The 14,797-nt window shown below is 70.0% G+C and carries 14 protein-coding genes and 1 pseudogene; 6 read left to right on the plus strand and 9 right to left on the minus strand.

All coding sequences use genetic code 11. From position 1 onward, the window contains the following. Nucleotides 1-336: 336 nt before the first annotated feature. Nucleotides 337-2,295, plus strand: a complete 1,959-nt coding sequence (locus tag QTI51_RS13680) for a sensor histidine kinase (protein WP_286514261.1) — start codon at nt 337-339, stop codon at nt 2,293-2,295. Nucleotides 2,296-2,350: 55 nt separating this feature from the next. Here the strand turns inward: QTI51_RS13680 and QTI51_RS13685 are convergent, their stop codons facing one another. Genes QTI51_RS13685 through QTI51_RS13695 form a run of 3 tightly spaced genes read right to left on the minus strand, consistent with a single transcriptional unit; the run spans nt 2,351 to nt 6,443 of the window. Beyond that, the gene (locus QTI51_RS13685; protein ID WP_286514263.1) at nt 2,351-3,655 is read right to left on the minus strand and encodes a c-type cytochrome; all 1,305 of its coding nucleotides are present in this window, start codon (nt 3,653-3,655) and stop codon (nt 2,351-2,353) included. Beyond that, a complete protein-coding gene (locus QTI51_RS13690; RefSeq protein ID WP_286514265.1) occupies nt 3,652-5,943 on the minus strand; it encodes a xanthine dehydrogenase family protein molybdopterin-binding subunit in 2,292 nt (763 codons plus the stop codon). Before QTI51_RS13690 ends, QTI51_RS13685 begins: the two co-directional genes overlap by 4 nt. Next, nucleotides 5,940-6,443 carry a (2Fe-2S)-binding protein gene (locus QTI51_RS13695; protein WP_116909927.1) on the minus strand — a complete coding sequence of 168 codons (504 nt, stop codon included), beginning with the start codon at nt 6,441-6,443 and terminating at the stop codon, nt 5,940-5,942. Before QTI51_RS13695 ends, QTI51_RS13690 begins: the two co-directional genes overlap by 4 nt. Before the next feature lie 163 nt (nt 6,444-6,606). On the opposite strand from QTI51_RS13695, the gene QTI51_RS13700 reads away from it, so the two are divergent. After that, the gene (locus QTI51_RS13700) at nt 6,607-7,134 is read left to right on the plus strand and encodes a hypothetical protein (RefSeq protein ID WP_286514268.1); all 528 of its coding nucleotides are present in this window, start codon (nt 6,607-6,609) and stop codon (nt 7,132-7,134) included. 68 nt (nt 7,135-7,202) lie between these two features. Here QTI51_RS13700 and QTI51_RS13705 read toward each other — a convergent pair whose 3' ends face one another. Next, nucleotides 7,203-7,667 (minus strand): GNAT family N-acetyltransferase, encoded by a 465-nt coding sequence (locus QTI51_RS13705; RefSeq protein WP_286515708.1) that lies wholly within the window; start codon nt 7,665-7,667, stop codon nt 7,203-7,205. 260 nt (nt 7,668-7,927) lie between these two features. Here QTI51_RS13705 and QTI51_RS13710 point away from each other — a divergent pair, with 260 nt between their 5' ends. Beyond that, nucleotides 7,928-8,350: a hypothetical protein gene (locus QTI51_RS13710; RefSeq protein WP_116909924.1), complete on the plus strand. Its 423-nt coding sequence runs from the start codon at nt 7,928-7,930 to the stop codon at nt 8,348-8,350. Nucleotides 8,351-8,368: 18 nt separating this feature from the next. Here QTI51_RS13710 and QTI51_RS13715 read toward each other — a convergent pair whose 3' ends face one another. The 3 genes from QTI51_RS13715 to QTI51_RS13725 all read right to left on the minus strand — a co-directional run bounded on the left by QTI51_RS13715 (nt 8,369) and on the right by QTI51_RS13725 (nt 10,021). Next, the gene (locus QTI51_RS13715; RefSeq protein WP_286514273.1) at nt 8,369-8,623 is read right to left on the minus strand and encodes a helix-turn-helix domain-containing protein; all 255 of its coding nucleotides are present in this window, start codon (nt 8,621-8,623) and stop codon (nt 8,369-8,371) included. 58 nt (nt 8,624-8,681) lie between these two features. Then, entirely contained in the window at nt 8,682-9,509 is an 828-nt protein-coding gene (locus QTI51_RS13720) for an HDOD domain-containing protein (RefSeq protein ID WP_286514275.1), read from the minus strand. 104 nt (nt 9,510-9,613) lie between these two features. Further along, nucleotides 9,614-10,021 (minus strand): winged helix-turn-helix transcriptional regulator, encoded by a 408-nt coding sequence (locus QTI51_RS13725; RefSeq protein WP_286514278.1) that lies wholly within the window; start codon nt 10,019-10,021, stop codon nt 9,614-9,616. Between the two features lie 102 nt (nt 10,022-10,123). Between QTI51_RS13725 and QTI51_RS13730 the strand changes: the two are divergent. The 3 genes and pseudogenes from QTI51_RS13730 to QTI51_RS13740 form a co-directional block, all read left to right on the plus strand. Further along, nucleotides 10,124-10,438 (plus strand): annotated as a pseudogene (locus QTI51_RS13730) (nuclear transport factor 2 family protein); the annotation flags it as partial. A gap of 18 nt (nt 10,439-10,456) precedes the next feature. After that, nucleotides 10,457-11,278: an SDR family oxidoreductase gene (locus tag QTI51_RS13735; RefSeq protein ID WP_286515710.1), complete on the plus strand. Its 822-nt coding sequence runs from the start codon at nt 10,457-10,459 to the stop codon at nt 11,276-11,278. A gap of 203 nt (nt 11,279-11,481) precedes the next feature. Then, nucleotides 11,482-12,171: a Crp/Fnr family transcriptional regulator gene (locus QTI51_RS13740; protein WP_286514280.1), complete on the plus strand. Its 690-nt coding sequence runs from the start codon at nt 11,482-11,484 to the stop codon at nt 12,169-12,171. 27 nt (nt 12,172-12,198) lie between these two features. Here QTI51_RS13740 and QTI51_RS13745 read toward each other — a convergent pair whose 3' ends face one another. Continuing rightward, nucleotides 12,199-12,459, minus strand: coding sequence for a DUF1488 family protein (locus tag QTI51_RS13745; protein ID WP_116910115.1), 261 nt, complete (start codon nt 12,457-12,459; stop codon nt 12,199-12,201). Between the two features lie 132 nt (nt 12,460-12,591). Then, nucleotides 12,592-14,796, minus strand: coding sequence for an aldehyde oxidoreductase molybdenum-binding subunit PaoC (gene paoC / locus QTI51_RS13750; RefSeq protein ID WP_286514284.1), 2,205 nt, complete (start codon nt 14,794-14,796; stop codon nt 12,592-12,594). Nucleotide 14,797 lies beyond the last annotated feature (1 nt).

Here is a 14,797-nt window from a genome sequence, read left to right on the forward strand (position 1 = left end):
TGCCAGAAGCCGCCGCGGGGCGAATAGAAGCACTTAATTCCGGCGATAGCGCGCGGGAGCGGCGCGGGTGTTTTTGAGGCGTGTTTTCGGGGTAGCGCGTTGCCCGTCTTGCTCATCTTGCAAGCAGCATCGAGGTTGCGCCGATGTCGTGTCGGTGCCGTGTCAATGCAGTGGGATGCGGTGTCGCGATGGCGATCTGGCCGCCACGGGGTGCCCGAGACATAATTGTGTCTCGATGAAACCGAACCCCTCCGCCCTCGGCGCCCGCCCCCTCCGTCTCGTGGTGGCGTGCGGTCTTGCGCCTGGTGACGAGGCCGCATCGGCACTGCCGAAGACATGAGCGCCAGGCGCGTCGCCGCCACGCTGTGGCTGCTGTCGTTCCTGGCCTTGTTGCCCAGCGTGCAAGCGGGCGAGCCGACCACCACCGATGCGGCACCGCAGCAAGAAAGCACGCTGCACATCACCGAGGCCGAGCTGCTCTCCGTGGCCGGCACCGGCTATTCGGCGCCGCCGCCGAGCATCGAAGACGCCGCGTTGCCGACCGAGGGCTGGCAGAAGGTCGGCCTGCCGTATACGGCCGGGCGCGAGCTGGTGCCCACACCGTCGGGCGGCGTGAGCACCCTCACCGACTGGTACCGGCTCGACGTCGATGCGCTCGCGCCCTCCACGCAGCCGCGCTTCCTGTACCTGCCGCGCTGGAAAACGCTGGGGCACATCGCGGTGTACGGCGACGGCGTGCTGCTCTACCAGTCGCACGGCAGCCCGGTGCACAACGGCTACAACCAGCCGCTGCTGCTGCCGCTGAACGCGACGGCGAACACGCTGTCGCCCACCTCGGTGCTCATTCGCGTGAACCGGCTGCGCAGCAGCGGCAGCGGCTTTTCCAGCGTGTGGGTGGGCGAGCAGGGCGCATTGGCCTGGCGCTACCAGGTGCGCCAGATGCTGCAGGTGCAGCTGCCGTTCATGGGCAGCGCCGCGTTCCTGGCGGTGGGTGCCTTCGCTTTCGCGGTGTGGCTGGGCAAGCGGCGCGAGTCGCTCTACCTGCTGTTCGCGGCCATCTCGGCGCTGGCTTTCGTGCGCATGCTGCACTACTACGTGAGCGGCGATTACCTGCCGGTGTCCGACGAGTGGTTCGAGTGGCTCACCGTGTCGGCGCTGCTGTGGCTCATCGTGCTCATCCACCTGTTTCTCGAGCGGCTGCACCAGCAGCCTTCGCCGTGGCTCACGCGCTCGTCGGTGGGTTTGGCAACGCTGTGCAGCGTTGCAACGCTGCCGCATGTGTCGGCATCGATTGCCAGCCTCTACCTGATCACGCCGCTGCTCAACCTGGCGGTGCTGCCCGTGGCGGTGCTGATCTTCGCGGTGAACCTGCGCAAGGCCTTGCGCGCGCAGCTGCCGGCGGGCCGGCTGGTGGCGGGGTGGACCGTGTTCGCCGTCACGTTCACCTCGTACGACGGGCTGCTGCAGAACAACCTGGTGAGCCCCGAGAGCGTGTACACCTCGCCCTACGCGATCATCGGCTTGTTCTTCGTGTTCTCGTACATCATGTTCCAGCGCTACACGGGCGCCTTCGCCGAAGTGGGCCGACTGAACCAAGGCCTGGCCGAGCGCCTGCGGGCGCGCGAGGCCGAGCTGGAGCAAAGCTACCAGCGGCTGCGCGTGATCGAGAACCAGCAGATGCTCAACGCCGAGCGCCGGCGGCTCATGCAGGACATGCACGACGGCCTGGGCTCGTCGCTGATCGGCGCCATCCGCTCGGTGGAGCGCGGCATCATGAACGACGCCGCGATTTCCAATGTGCTCAAGGGCTGCATGGAAGACCTGAAGCTGGCCATCGACTCCATGGAGAGCGTGGACGCCGACCTGCTCCTGCTGCTGGCAACGCTGCGCTTCCGGTTGGCGCCGCGCATCGAAAGCGCCGGCATCGCGCTGCAGTGGGAAGTGCAGCCCGTGCCCGCGCTGCCCTGGCTGGACCCGGGCAGCGCGCTGCACATCCTGCGGATCATGCAGGAGTGCGTGGCCAATGTGCTGCGCCACACGCGCGCCACCACGATCCGCTTCAGCACCGCGACGGGCGGGCAGGGCGTGTGCGTGATGATCGAGGACAACGGCGCGGGCTTCGTGCTTCAAGAAGCGCTGCAGCGCGGCGGCCGCGGGCTGCGCAACCAGCAGCGCCGCGCGCTGGCCATCGGCGGGCACGTGAGCTGGGAGTCGGGCAACGCGGGCACGCGGCTGGTGCTGTGGCTGCCGCTGGAGCGCACGGTCGGGGTCGAGCGGCCGGTCGTGCTGTCTTGAGCCGCCGGCTTCGGCCCTTGCTTCGGGCGTTGCAAGGTCCCTTGTGTCGGTTCTTTTATTTCGTGCGCTGCTTCGCCACGAACTCCGGCGTGACCGTGCCCTGCTTGTTGCCGAACTGCGCGATCACGTAGTTGGCGAGCGCGGCCACCTCGGTGTCGGTGTACGCCTTGCCGAACGCCGGCATGTAGACCTCGTTGTCGCGCACGCGCATGTTCACGCCCTGCAAGATCATCTGCGTGACGTTGGAGCCCTCGGGGTCGTTCACGCCGCGCGTGCCCAGCAGCGACGCGAAGTTGGTCTGCTGCCCTTGCCCGTTCCACTGGTGGCAGCTGGCGCAGGCCGCCGCGAACAGCCGCAGGCCCTGCTCGTGGCCCTCGGCCGTGTTGGCCGCGGGCGCCGCGGCGCTGGCCGCCACGGCCCACGGCGCCTTGGCGTCGATCTCGATCGGGTCCTTGCCCGTCTTGGCGGGCACCGTGCGCAGGTAGCTCACCAGCGCCGCGGTGTCCTCGGGCTTCAGGTGCTGCAGGCTGTGCTCCACCGCCTCGCCCATCGGGCCCGAGGCCGAGCCACGGCCGTCGGCATGGCCGGTGGTGAGGTAGGCGGCAATCTCCGCGTCGCTCCAGGCGCCGATGCCGTTCTTCGCGTCGGAGGTGATGTTGTAGGCCCGCCAGCCCTGGATGGATTCGCCCGCCAGGTTGTTGCGCGTTTCCATCGCGAAGGCCACGTTGCGCGGCGTGTGGCATTCGGCGCAGTGGCCCAGCGCCGTGGCCAGGTACTTGCCCTGGTTCCATGCCGGGGGCTGGGCCGGGTCGGGCTCGAAGCGGCTGCTCTTGAAGAAGGCCGCGTTCCAGAAACCCATGGCCCAGCGCTGGTTGAACGGAAAGCCCAGGTCGGCCTGCCTGTTCGGCTGGTTCACCTGGGGCAGGCTGAACAGGTAGGCCTTGATGGCGAGCACGTCCTTGCGGCTGAGCGCGGTGTACGAGGTGTACGGAAACGCCGGGTACAGCCGCTGCCCGTCGGCGCGCACGCCGTCGTGCACCGCGCGCACGAACTGGTCGTCGCTCCAGCCGCCGATGCCCGTCGCCGGGTCCGCGGTGATGTTCGACGAATAGATCGTGCCGAAGGGCAGCACGAAAGGCACGCCGCCCGCGAAGGGCTGGCCCTTGCCGGCCACCGTGTGACACGCGATGCAGTCCGCGGCCTTGGTCAGGTATTCGCCGCGCACCAGCAACGCGGCGTCGGGCGCCGCGCCGGCCAGCACCGGCGCCTCGCCTTCGGAACTGTCGGTGCGGTTCAGGAAGAAGTACAGCCCGGCGCCCACCACGAAGAGCACCGCCAGCACCTGGATGAATCGCTTCATGCCGCGCTCCTTTCGCCCTGCGAAGGCGTTGGATGCGGCGGGGGTGCCGCATCGGCGATCTTCTTCTTCATCGCGTCCTTGTCCTGCGCGAGCAGCGCGCGGTTCACCGGCAGCGCGCGCAGCCGCACGCCCGTGGCCGCGAAGATCGCGTTGGCCAGCGCCGGCGCGGCAATGGCCGTGCCCACCTCGCCGAGCCCGCCGGGGGCCTCGCCGCTTTTCACCGTGTGCACCTCGATCGGTGGGGACTCGTTGATGCGCAGCATGCGGTAGTCGTGGAAGTTGCTCTGCTCGATGGCGCCGCCCTGCAGCGTGATTTCGCTGAACAGCGCCGCGCTCAGGCCGAACAGCAGGCCGCCCTGGATCTGCGCCTCGATGGAGCTCGCGTTCACCGCGATGCCGCAGTCCAGCGTGACCACCGCGCGCCGCAGGCGCACCTCGCCCTGCGGCGACACCTCCACCTCGACCATGGCGCACACGCGGCTGCCGAAGGGGTCGCCCACCGCCACGCCTCTGCCGACCCGCGCGGGCAGCGCGCCTTTGCCCCAGCCGATTTTTTCAGCCGCCAGGTCGAGCACCGCCAGCGTGCGCGGGTTTTTCTTCAGCAGCGCGCGCCGGTAGGCCACCGGGTCTTTCTTTGCGCGGTGCGCCAGTTCGTCGATGAAGCTCTCCATCACGAACAGGTTGTGCGTGGGCCCCACGCCGCGCCACCAGCCCACGTTCAGCCCCGCCGGCATGTCGTGGCGCACCCATTCGACCTTCAGGTTCGGCAGGTCGTAGCAGGGCTCGGCCACGCACTCGATCAGGTCGCCGTCCATGCCGTCCTTGCCCATGAAGGCCGGTGCCCAGCGGCCCAGCACCGTGCCGCCCGCGATGCGGTCGCCGAACCAGAGGATCTGGCCTTCGGCATCGACCACCGCCGAGATGTCGTCGTGGTACATCGGGCGCACGATGTCGTGGCGAATGTCTTCCTCGCGCGTCCACACCACCTTCAGCGGATAGGGCACCTGCTTGGCGAAGGCCACCGCCTGCTCGACCGAGTCGGTTTCCAGCCGCCGGCCGAAGCCGCCGCCCAGGTACTGGTTGTGCACCACCACCTTGTCTTCGGCCAGCCCTGTGATCTTGGCCGCCACGCTCACGCAGCGCGCCGGCACCTGCGTGCCCACCCAGATCTCGCACTGGTCGGGGCGCACGTGCACCGTGGTGTTCAGCGGCTCCATCGTCGCGTGGGCCAGCATCGGCAGGTCGTAGGTCGCCTGCACCAGCGTGCCCTCGGGGCGCTTGCCGGTTTCTTTGCCGACGATGGCTTTGCCCTTGGCCAGCGCGTCGGCCAGCGCCGACCGCAGCTGCTGCGTGGTGAGCGCCGCGTTCTGCCCGGGCGTCCAGGTGATCTTCAGCGCATCGAGCCCGCGCTTGGCGGCCCAGAAATGCTCGCCCACCACCGCCACCGCGTCTTTTATGCGAATGACGTCGACCACGCCGGGAATCGCGCGCGCCGCCTTGTCGTCCACCGAGGCCAGCACGCCGCCCAGCGTGGGGCTGGCCTTGACCGTGGCCACCTTCATGCCCGGCACGCGCACGTCGAGGCCGAACTGCGTCTTGCCGTTGACCTTGTCGGCGGAGTCCACGCGGCGCAGCGGCTGGCCGATGAGCTTGAAATCCTTCGGCTCCTTCAGCGCCACCTTCTCGGGCATCGCCAACCTGGCGGCCGCGCCGGCCAGCGCGCCGAAGCCCAGTTGCCGGCTGGAGGCCGCATGGCTCACCACGCCGCGCGCCACCGTGCATTCAGACGCATCGACCTTCCACTGCGCGGCGGCCGCCGACACCAGCAGCGTGCGCGCCACGGCGCCCGCCTCGCGCAGCACGGCGTAGGTGCCGCGCGTGCTGGTCGAGCCACCGGTGATCTGGCCGCCGAGCAGCGGCATGCCGTACAGCGCCTCGTTGGGCGGCGAGTGCTCCACGCGCACCTGGTCGAGCTCCACCCCCAGCTCTTCGGCCAGCAGCATCGCCGAGCCGGTGTAGATGGCCTGGCCCATTTCGACCATGGGCATCACCAGCCGCACGCCGCCGTCGGCGTCGATGCGGATGAAGGCATTGGGCGCGAAGGCCGGGTTGCCGTCGGCCTGAGCGGCGGCCGCGTCGGCGGGCTGCTGGCGCGCGCTGATCGCCGCGAAGGCCTTGCTGCCGCCGACCCAGGTGAAGGCCAGCGCGAGGCCGCCGGCCTGCAGGGCGACGCGGCGGCTGATGCCTGCGGTGCCCCTGAGGTTTGCCGTTCGTGCGGCGGCCTTCACGATGCGCTCCTTGCCGGCATCGAGACCACCGACTGCAGCACCTCGGGCTTGCCCGTGGCCGCCTGCTTGATGGCCGCCCGGATGCGCGAGTAGGTACAGCATCGACAGACGTTGCCCGACATGGCCATGTCGATGTCGGCGTCGCTGGGGTTGGGCGTGCGCTGTATCAGCGCGGCCGCGGACATGATCTGGCCCGACTGGCAGTAGCCGCACTGCACCACGTCGACGTCGAGCCAGGCCTTCTGGATGCTCTGGCCCGCCGGCGTCTGCGACACCGCCTCGATGGTGGTGATGGCGCGCTTGCCGATGCTGCCGACCGGCAGCACGCACGAGCGCACGGGCTGGCCGTCGAGGTGCACGGTGCAGGCGCCGCACTGCGCGATGCCGCAGCCGAACTTGGTTCCTGTGAGCCCGACGATGTCGCGCAGTGCCCAGAGCAGGGGCATGTCGTCGGGGGCGTTGACGGCAACGGATTGACCGTTGATTTGGAGGTCGATCATGGGCCTGCCTTTTTTTGTGGGTTCGCCGTGGGGTGGCAGCGAACCATAGCGCGACTTCAGGATTTGCGCTTGGCCCGCGGGCGGGCTGCGGATGGCGGCATCATCGGGGCCATCTTGGGATGGCCGTGGGCGGCCATCGACAGTTGTTGGAGGGCTTCGGAGCATGCTGGCATTGCGCCCCGTGGGGCAGATCGTGGCGGAACTGGGCGCGCGCCGTCGGGCGCCGGCGTCCGTTTCAGGCAGCGCGCGCGAGGCGCTGGCGGCGGGGCTGCCGGCCGGCTTTCTCTCGCGGCTCGACGACATCGGCGGGCAGGAAATTGCCGGCGACTTCGTGCTGCTGGACCTGGCGCAGCTGCTGCGCGAAACCGCCGGCAGGGACCATCCGCTGATCGCGCTGGGCACGGCGTGGTGGGTCTTCGGCACCTCCGGCACGGGCGACGCCTGGCTGCTTCGGCGAACGGAACACGGGTCGCAGGTGGCCTTTCTGGACCACGACCGGGGGACCGATGCGCTGCCCGCCGAGATGGGCATCGACTTCGATCAATGGCTGCAGCTGGCAGACCTGATGGCGCAGGTGGAGCTGACGGACCACGGTGGTTCGGGGCCCGCGAACGTTGACGAAATCAGTCGGGAAATGAACCGGCTGTCGGAGGGCTTGCCGCAGCGCTACCCGTACAGCCTGGACGGCTGAGCCGCTGCGGCGTACGGGAGTTCATGCAAGTCGCGTATGGAGAGAGGGGCATGTCGTCGACGAGCGCGTCAAGCTCGGGGCGTCGAATCGTCTTTTTCGCCTGACTCTCTACCCGACGCCATCAGCAGATAAGCACCGCCCTGCGACGTGCCCGCGCCCACCTCGGTGAACCCGCAGGCGCCGTAGAACGCCAGCGCCGCCTCGTTGCGCCGCAGGCACTTCAGGGTGAAGCGCGTGTCCGGCCAACCTGGCAGCGCGGCCAGCAAGGCGCGGCCGACGCCGCGGCGATGCCACCGGCGGTCGACGTACATGTGGTGGATGAAGTTTTCCGGCTCCCAGAGCGAGATGAGGCCGGCAGTCTGCGCGCCGTCCTGCGCCACCCACAGGCGCTCGCCCTGCGTCTGCGCGTCGAAATCTGCCAGCTGGAAACTGTCAGCGGGTTGCCAGGCGAAGGTGTCGCGGCGCGAGCGCAGGAACAGTTCGCGCAGTGCCGGCTCGTCGCCACTGGCGGCGCTGCGTACGGTGAGGGTCATCGAGAGAGGGTTGTTGAAGTGCTGCGGAGGCGGCCGGCGGAGATCGGCGTGCGCGCGGGTGCTGGCGGCCATTGGGCAGCCAGGCCGTTGCGATGGCATTTTCGTTGCCCGCCGCCCCTGCGGCCGGCACGGCCTTCAAGAGGCCAACCCCGGATGCGCAGGCGCATGAAACCGGGCAATATCCCGAAGCCTTTCGGTCCGCCCGTACCGCTCATACCGTTCGTACCGCCCCGATTCCCACCACCTGGAGGAACACCGGAATGTCTGCCGCCATGTTCGCCGCGCTGTTCTTCACGGTGGCACTGCTCGTGACGACGGCCTACTTCATCATGGGCTCGCTGCCGTTGCTGGTGCTCAAGCACGACACGCCGCTCGACGCGCGCTTCGTGCGCGGCTTCTTCAACCTGTACTACAACGCGGCCTTCATCACCGCGGCGGCCACGGCGGTCAGCTTCGCGTGCGCGGGGCGGCTGGGCATCGCGGCGGGTGCGGCGGGGCTCGCGGTGGTCGCGGTGCTGCTGCGCAAGAAGGTGATTCCCAAGATGGACGCGCTGGGCTCGCAGATCCAGGCGAACTACATGGACGCGATTCCGGGCTTCCGCAGGACGCACGTGACGGCCATCCTGATCAACATCGCGCAGCTGGTGGCGATCGTGTGGACGCTGATTTCGCTGAGCAAGTAGCTCGGCGGCTTGCGCGCGTCAGGCGCCCGGCTGCCGCAGCTGGGTCTCGATGCCGTACAGCACCAGCATGCCCAGCACATGCCCGATGGCGACGCCCGGTTCGCCCGACTCGATGCGCGCGATCGTCTGCACGTGCACGCCCAGCCGTGCCGCCGCCGCGGCCTGGCCTTCGCCGGCGGCCAGGCGACCCTGCTTGGCCGCGGCGCCCATGTCCTTGATCGCCCGCAGGGCGTCTTCGCTGATGTCGGCGGAAACCCGCTTGCCTTGCGCCATGTGCTGCTGCCGTTGCCTTTGCTTTTGCTTTTGCTTTTGCTTGTACTGCCGGGGCGGCTCAGGAAATCATCAGCTCGAGGTCGAACGCCAGCTCGCGCGGCGCCGGCATGTCCTGCACCACTTCTTCCGACAGGCCGATGGCGTCCGCCGAAAGCGCCGGCCACACGTGCCGCGCGTCGCCGATCACGAGGCCTTCCTGCTCCAGCGCCACGCGCCACACGGCCAGGTGCAGCACATTGGCCAGCGGGTCTTGCTGCGGCTGTGCCATGGGGTCGGCAAAGCCGGAGAGGGCGCTCGCGAACTCCGGCGCGAACTTCCAGCGGGCGGCCAGGCGCGCGCCGACATCGCCGTAGTGGTAGCCGAGCTGGCGCTTTTCCACCTCGAGGCGGCCCATGGTGTCGAAGGGGTGGGCGGCGTTGAGCGCCGCCATCTGCTCCTTCATGGCGCCGGCCATGATGAGGTGGCCGATGGCGTGCATGCTGCCCACGGTGAAGGCCAGGCTCTGGTCCACGCGCCGGGTCTTGCCCGCCAGGTAGCGGGCCACCGAAGCCACGCGCAGGCTGTGGGCCCAGAAGGTCGGCAGATGCACGCCCTCGACCTTCTGGAAGGTGCCCGTGAGGCCCGAGCTCACCACCAGCGAGCGGATCGACGAGAAGCCCAGCAGCTGGATCGCGTCCTGGATGGACGAGATCTTGCGGCGCACGCCGAAGTAGGGGGAGTTGGCCTGGCGGAGCACCCTGGCGGTGAGCACCTGGTCGAGCTCGAGCCTGCGGGCCACCACGCCGACGGCGGCGTCTTCGTCGCGCAGGATCTCGATGAGATCGAACACCACCTTGGGCACCGTGGGGAGCAGGTGGCTGTCGGCAAACAGGTCGTCCAGGGTCATCGCGCTCTCCGGTGTCGGGAGGTAGTTTTCTCGAAGCCCGGGATTTTGCTGGAAGCCACCGGTTTCGGGTGGGCGCCGGGGGGCTTTTTTTCGCCGGGCGGTGTTCAGGCGCCGGCGCACTGCTCCCTGAGCTCGGCCCACTTCAGCATCGCGTCCAGCGCGGGACACAGGGCCTGGCCCCAGGCCGTCATGCGGTAGTCGACCCGGGGCGGCACCTGCGAGTGGACGGTGCGCAGCACGATGCCGTCGGCCTCCAGCTGGCGCAGCTGCTGGGCGAGCATCTTCTGCGAGATGCCGTCCACGCGCTTCTCCAGGTCGGAAAAGCGCTGCACCTGGCCGTCGAACAGGTGGAACAGGATGACCAGCTTCCAGCGCCCCTCCAGCAGGCCGAGGCAGGCCTCCACGTCGATGGCGGCGCTCAGCGGGGTGTAGGTCTTGCGGGGTGGGACCGCCGGGGCCGGCGGTGCCGGAGGTGCCGGCGGGGCACTAACTTCCTGGTGCGTACTTGTCATGGAACGAGCCTATGTCGAGCATGGACGCATTGCAACCAGAGCGCCCGATTCCCGAAGTTCCGCGGGCCCGACAACGACACGACAACGACCATGAACCCGACCATGACCAAGACCATCCCGCACACCCATCCCGACGCCATCGCGCGCTACCTCGCCTCGCACGTGCGCCACGACACCGACCTGCTGGCGGCTTCTTTCCACGAGGACGCCAGCGTGACGGACGAAGGCCGCACGCACGTCGGCCGGCAGGCCATCAAGGCGTGGCGCACCGCGGCCGAGGCTCGGTACCAGTACCGCCTCACGCCGCTGGGGCTGCTGCACGACGGCGCCGACACCTACCGCCTGCTCGCCCATGTCGAAGGCAATTTCCCGGGCAGGCAGGCCGACCTGATGCACGTCTTCACGCTCAGGCAGGGGCTCATCGCCTCGCTGGAGATCCGCAGCCCCGTCGAGCTCGAAGGCCGGCGCGCGCTGGTGACGGGCGGCACCAAGGGCATCGGCGAGGCCGTGGTCGCGCAGCTGGCCGCCGCGGGCGCCACGGTGCTGGCCACGGCGCGCCACCGCCCCGAGCACGCGGACATGCCCGACCGACCCACCCACACCGCCTTCGCTGCCGCCTTCGGTGCCGCCTTCGTTGCCGCCGACATCGCCACCCCCGCCGGCTGCGCGGCGGTGGCGCAGGCCGTGCAAGACACGCTCGGCGGCGTCGACATCGTGGTGCACGTGGCGGGCGGCTCGTCCGCGCCGTCCGGCGGCTTCGCGGTGCTGGACGACGGCGAGTGGCAGCGGGCGTTCGACCTGAATCTGTACCCGGCGGTGCGCCTCGACCGCGCCCTGTTGCCGGGCATGCTGGCCCAGGGCTGCGGCGTGGTCGTGCACATCACCTCCATCCAGCGGCAACTGCCGCTGCCCGACGCGACCACGGCCTACGCCGCGGCCAAGGCGGCGCTGTCGACCTACAGCAAGAGCCTGTCGAAGGAAGTGAGCCCCCGGGGCGTGCGCGTGGTGCGCGTGTCGCCGGGCTGGGTGGAAACGCAGGCGGCGGTGGCGCTGGTCGACCGGCTGGCCCAGGCCAAGGGCACCGACCACGACGGCGCGCAGCGGCTGCTGATGGACTCGCTGGGCGGCATTCCGCTGGGGCGCCCGGCGCTGCCGCGCGAGGTGGCTGATCTGGTCGGCTTCCTGGTGTCGGCGCGGGCAGGGGGCATCACGGGCACGGAGTACGTGATCGACGGTGGCACCGTGCCCACTGCGTGAACGGGTGCAGCGCCCGCCCGAAGCGCCGTCAGAGCTTGCGAGAGAGCCGCAAGAGGGTGTTGGCGCACCGGCACCCCGGCGCGCGCGATGCACCGCAGAATCGGGCCAACTCTGGAAGGCCGTTTTCCGCCATGGCATCGCCCCCGCCCCCGCCTTCACCTTCGGCTTCGCGATCTCTCCCTGCCTCGCAGCAGGCCGCCCCCGTGCCCAACCACCTGCTCGAGGCCCTGCCCCCCGAAGACCGCGCGCGCCTGCTCGCGCGCTGCGAACGGGTGCCGCTCGCGGCCGCGCAGGTGCTGTACGAGCCCGGCGACGTCATCGCGCACGTTCACTTCCCGACCACCGCCTTCGTGTCGCTGGTGTCCACGGCGGACGGGCACGACGGCCTGCAGGCCGGCATGGTGGGCAACGAAGGGGCGCTGGGCTACGAGCTGTCGCTGAACGCGCAGCACGCGCCGCTGCGCACGCTGGTGCAGGGCGCGGGCCTGGCGTGGCGGGTGTCGGCGCAGTCGTTCGAACAGGAGCTGGCGGACAGCGCGCCGCTGCGGCGCGTGCTGCACCGCTACGTGTGCGTGCTGCTTGCCGAGTTCGCGCGCTCGGGCCTGTGCCATCGCTTTCACCAGATCGAGCAGCGCCTGGCGCGCTGGCTGCTCACCACGCAAGACTGCGCGCATTCGGCGCAACTGGCGCTCACGCACGAGGCACTGGGCCGCATGCTGGGCGTGCGCCGGGTCGGCATCACCCACGCGGCGATGGCGCTGCACACGCGCAGCCTCATCGACTACCGCCGCGGCGTCATCACCATCACCGACCGCCAGGGGCTGGAGAACGCGGCCTGCGACTGCTACCGGGCCAACCGGCGCAGCTATTCGGACCTGATCGGCCAAGGCTAGCCAAGCCAGCCTGTGCGCAGGGCTGGCTCAGCCCGCCGCGCCGCGCATGTCGTGCTCGCGCAGCATCACCGGCTCGGCCGCGCCCTGCGCCAGCCGGCGCCGCACGGCGGCCTCGATCTCCTGCACGTGCAGGCCGAAGGTGGCCAGCGAATCGGCGCCTTCCGCGGTGCGGAAGTGGTAGCGCAGCGCCTCCCTGCCGATGCTCGCGCTCACCGCGTTGCCGTCGTCGACCGGCACCCAGAAGCGGACCGTGCCGGAAGCGTCGTGAAAGTAGGGGGCGTCGGGCATGGTGGGCATCTTTCTGGGGGGGGCGGGTGTGGCGTGCGGGCGCGTGTTTTGCACGCTCCGCGCCGCCGCCCACTGTGGCAGGTGCTCGCCCCTGCGTCTGTGCGGTAGCGCTCCAAGGCGCCACCCGCCAGCTCAGGCCGCGTCCGGCATCCGCGTGATGAGCTTGTCCAGCGTGACCGGGTAGTCGCGTACCCGCACCCCCGTGGCGTTGTAGATCGCGTTGGCCACCGCCGCGCCCACGCCGCAGATGCCCAGCTCGCCCACGCCCTTGGCCTTCATGGGCGAGGAGATGGGGTCAGTCTCGTCCATGAAGACCACCTCCTGGTGCGGAATGTCGGCATGCACCGGCACTTCGTAGCCGGCCAGGTCGTGGTTCACGAAGAAGCCCAGGCGCGCGTCCACCGCCAGCTCTTCCATCAGCGCGGCGCCCACACCCATGGTCATCGCGCCGATCACCTGGCTGCGCGCCGACTTCGGGTTCAGGATGCGCCCCGAGGCGCACACGGCCAGCATGCGCCGCACGCGGATCTCGGCGGTGTACGCGTCCACGCCCACTTCGACGAAGTGCGCGCCGAAGGTCGACTGCTGGTAGCGCTTGTCGAGGTCGCCGAACTCGATGGCGTCCTCGACCACGATGCGCTCCTCACCGGCCAGCCCGGGCAGCCCTGCCAGGGGAACGCTGCGCCCGCCCGCGCGCACCATGCCGTCCGAGAATTCCGCGCTCGCCGCGTCCAGCCCGGCGCGCTGCGCGATGGCCTCGCGCAGCTTGATGCAGGCCGCGTACACGCCGGCCGTGGAGCAGTTGGCGCCCCATTGGCCGCCCGAGCCGGACGAGGCCGGAAACTGCGAGTCGCCCAGCCGCACCACCACGCGCTCCAGCGGCAGGCCCATCATCTCGGCGGCGGTCTGCGCAATGATGGTGTAGCTGCCCGTGCCGATGTCGGTCATGTCGGTTTCCACCGTGACCACGCCGCGCCGGTCGAGCGCCACGCGCGCGCCCGACTTCGTGACCTGGTTGTTGCGAAACGCCGCCGCCATGCCCATGCCCACCAGCCAGCGCCCGTCGCGCACCAGCCCGGGCCGCGCGCTGCGCTGGCTCCAGCCGAAGCGCTCGGCGCCGGTGCGCATGCATTCGACCAGCCGGCGCTGCGAGAAGGGCCGCGCCGCGTTGGCCGGGTCGACCTGCGTGTCGTTCAGCACGCGCAGCGCGATGGGGTCCAGCCCCACGCGCTCCGCGAGTTCGTCCATGGCCACTTCCAGCGCCATGAGCCCCGGCGCCTCGCCCGGCGCGCGCATGGCGTTGCCTTCGGGCAGGTCGAGGTGCGCGAGCCGCGTGCCGGTCAGGCGGTGCTCGCCGGCATAGAGCAGGCGCGTCTGCTGCACGGCGTTCTCGGGCTTGCCGTCGGGCAGGTTGCCCGACCAGCTCTCGTGGCCGATGGCAGTGATCTTTCCCTGCGCCGTGGCGCCGATGCGAATGCGCTGGATGGTGGCGGGCCGGTGCGTGGTGTTGTTGGCGATCAGCGGGCGCTGCATGGCCACCTTCACCGGCCGGCGCGCGGCGCGCGCGCCCAGCGCGGCCAGCAGCGTGTCGGCGCGCAGGAACAGCTTGCCGCCGAAGCCGCCGCCGATGTAGGGCGACATCAGGTGCACCTTGTCCTTGGGCATGCCGAGCGTGGTGGCAAGGTCGCCGGTGGTCCAGTCGATCATCTGGTTCGACGTCCACACGCTGAGCCGGTCGCCGTTCCACGCGGCAATGGTGGCGTGCGGCTCCATCATCGAATGCGAGTGGTCGGGCGTGGTGTAGGTCTGGTCCAGCCGCACCTCGGCCTTGGCGAAGGCGCCGGCGAAGTCGCCCACGGTGTTGTCGCGGTTGGCGGTGCGCCGCTCGGTCGATTCCCTGGCCTGCGCGAGGTCGAAGGCGCCGTCGGTGCGCGCGTAGTTCACCTGCACCAGCTGCGCGGCGGCGCGTGCCTGCTCGAAGGTCTCGGCCACCACGAGCGCCACGGCCTGGTGGTAGTGGTCGACCGTGGGGCCGCCCAGCAGCTTTGCGGCGTTGAGCTTGCCCTTGCCGAGCTTACCGGCGTTCTCGTGCGTGACGATGGCCAGCACACCCGGCGCGGCCTGCGCACGGCCCAGGTCGAACGAAAGAATGCGGCCCTTGGAGATGCCCGCGCCGACGATGTAGCCGTAGGCCTGGTTCGCTGCCACGTCGTGGCGCTCGTAGGCGTAGGGCGCGGTGCCGGTCGTTTTCAGCGGGCCGTCGATGCGGTCGACCGGATGGCCGACGATCTTCAGCTGGTCGATGGGGTTGGTGGTGGCGGGGGTGTCGAACTTCATC

The organism is Variovorax sp. J22G73, assembly GCF_030317035.1.
Taxonomy (GTDB): domain Bacteria; phylum Pseudomonadota; class Gammaproteobacteria; order Burkholderiales; family Burkholderiaceae_C; genus Variovorax.

What these genes read in the sequence shown, in the direction of transcription:
- QTI51_RS13705 (WP_286515708.1), bottom strand. Translation starts at nt 7,667, where the DNA reads ATGACCCTCACCGTACGCAGCGCCGCCAGTGGCGACGAGCCGGCACTG.
- QTI51_RS13685 (WP_286514263.1), bottom strand. Translation starts at nt 3,655, where the DNA reads ATGAAGCGATTCATCCAGGTGCTGGCGGTGCTCTTCGTGGTGGGCGCC.
- QTI51_RS13710 (WP_116909924.1), top strand. Translation starts at nt 7,928, where the DNA reads ATGTCTGCCGCCATGTTCGCCGCGCTGTTCTTCACGGTGGCACTGCTC.
- QTI51_RS13680 (WP_286514261.1), top strand. Translation starts at nt 337, where the DNA reads ATGAGCGCCAGGCGCGTCGCCGCCACGCTGTGGCTGCTGTCGTTCCTG.
- QTI51_RS13700 (WP_286514268.1), top strand. Translation starts at nt 6,607, where the DNA reads ATGCTGGCATTGCGCCCCGTGGGGCAGATCGTGGCGGAACTGGGCGCG.
- QTI51_RS13745 (WP_116910115.1), bottom strand. Translation starts at nt 12,459, where the DNA reads ATGCCCGACGCCCCCTACTTTCACGACGCTTCCGGCACGGTCCGCTTC.
- QTI51_RS13725 (WP_286514278.1), bottom strand. Translation starts at nt 10,021, where the DNA reads ATGACAAGTACGCACCAGGAAGTTAGTGCCCCGCCGGCACCTCCGGCA.
- QTI51_RS13695 (WP_116909927.1), bottom strand. Translation starts at nt 6,443, where the DNA reads ATGATCGACCTCCAAATCAACGGTCAATCCGTTGCCGTCAACGCCCCC.
- QTI51_RS13715 (WP_286514273.1), bottom strand. Translation starts at nt 8,623, where the DNA reads ATGGCGCAAGGCAAGCGGGTTTCCGCCGACATCAGCGAAGACGCCCTG.
- paoC (WP_286514284.1), bottom strand. Translation starts at nt 14,796, where the DNA reads ATGAAGTTCGACACCCCCGCCACCACCAACCCCATCGACCAGCTGAAG.
- QTI51_RS13720 (WP_286514275.1), bottom strand. Translation starts at nt 9,509, where the DNA reads ATGACCCTGGACGACCTGTTTGCCGACAGCCACCTGCTCCCCACGGTG.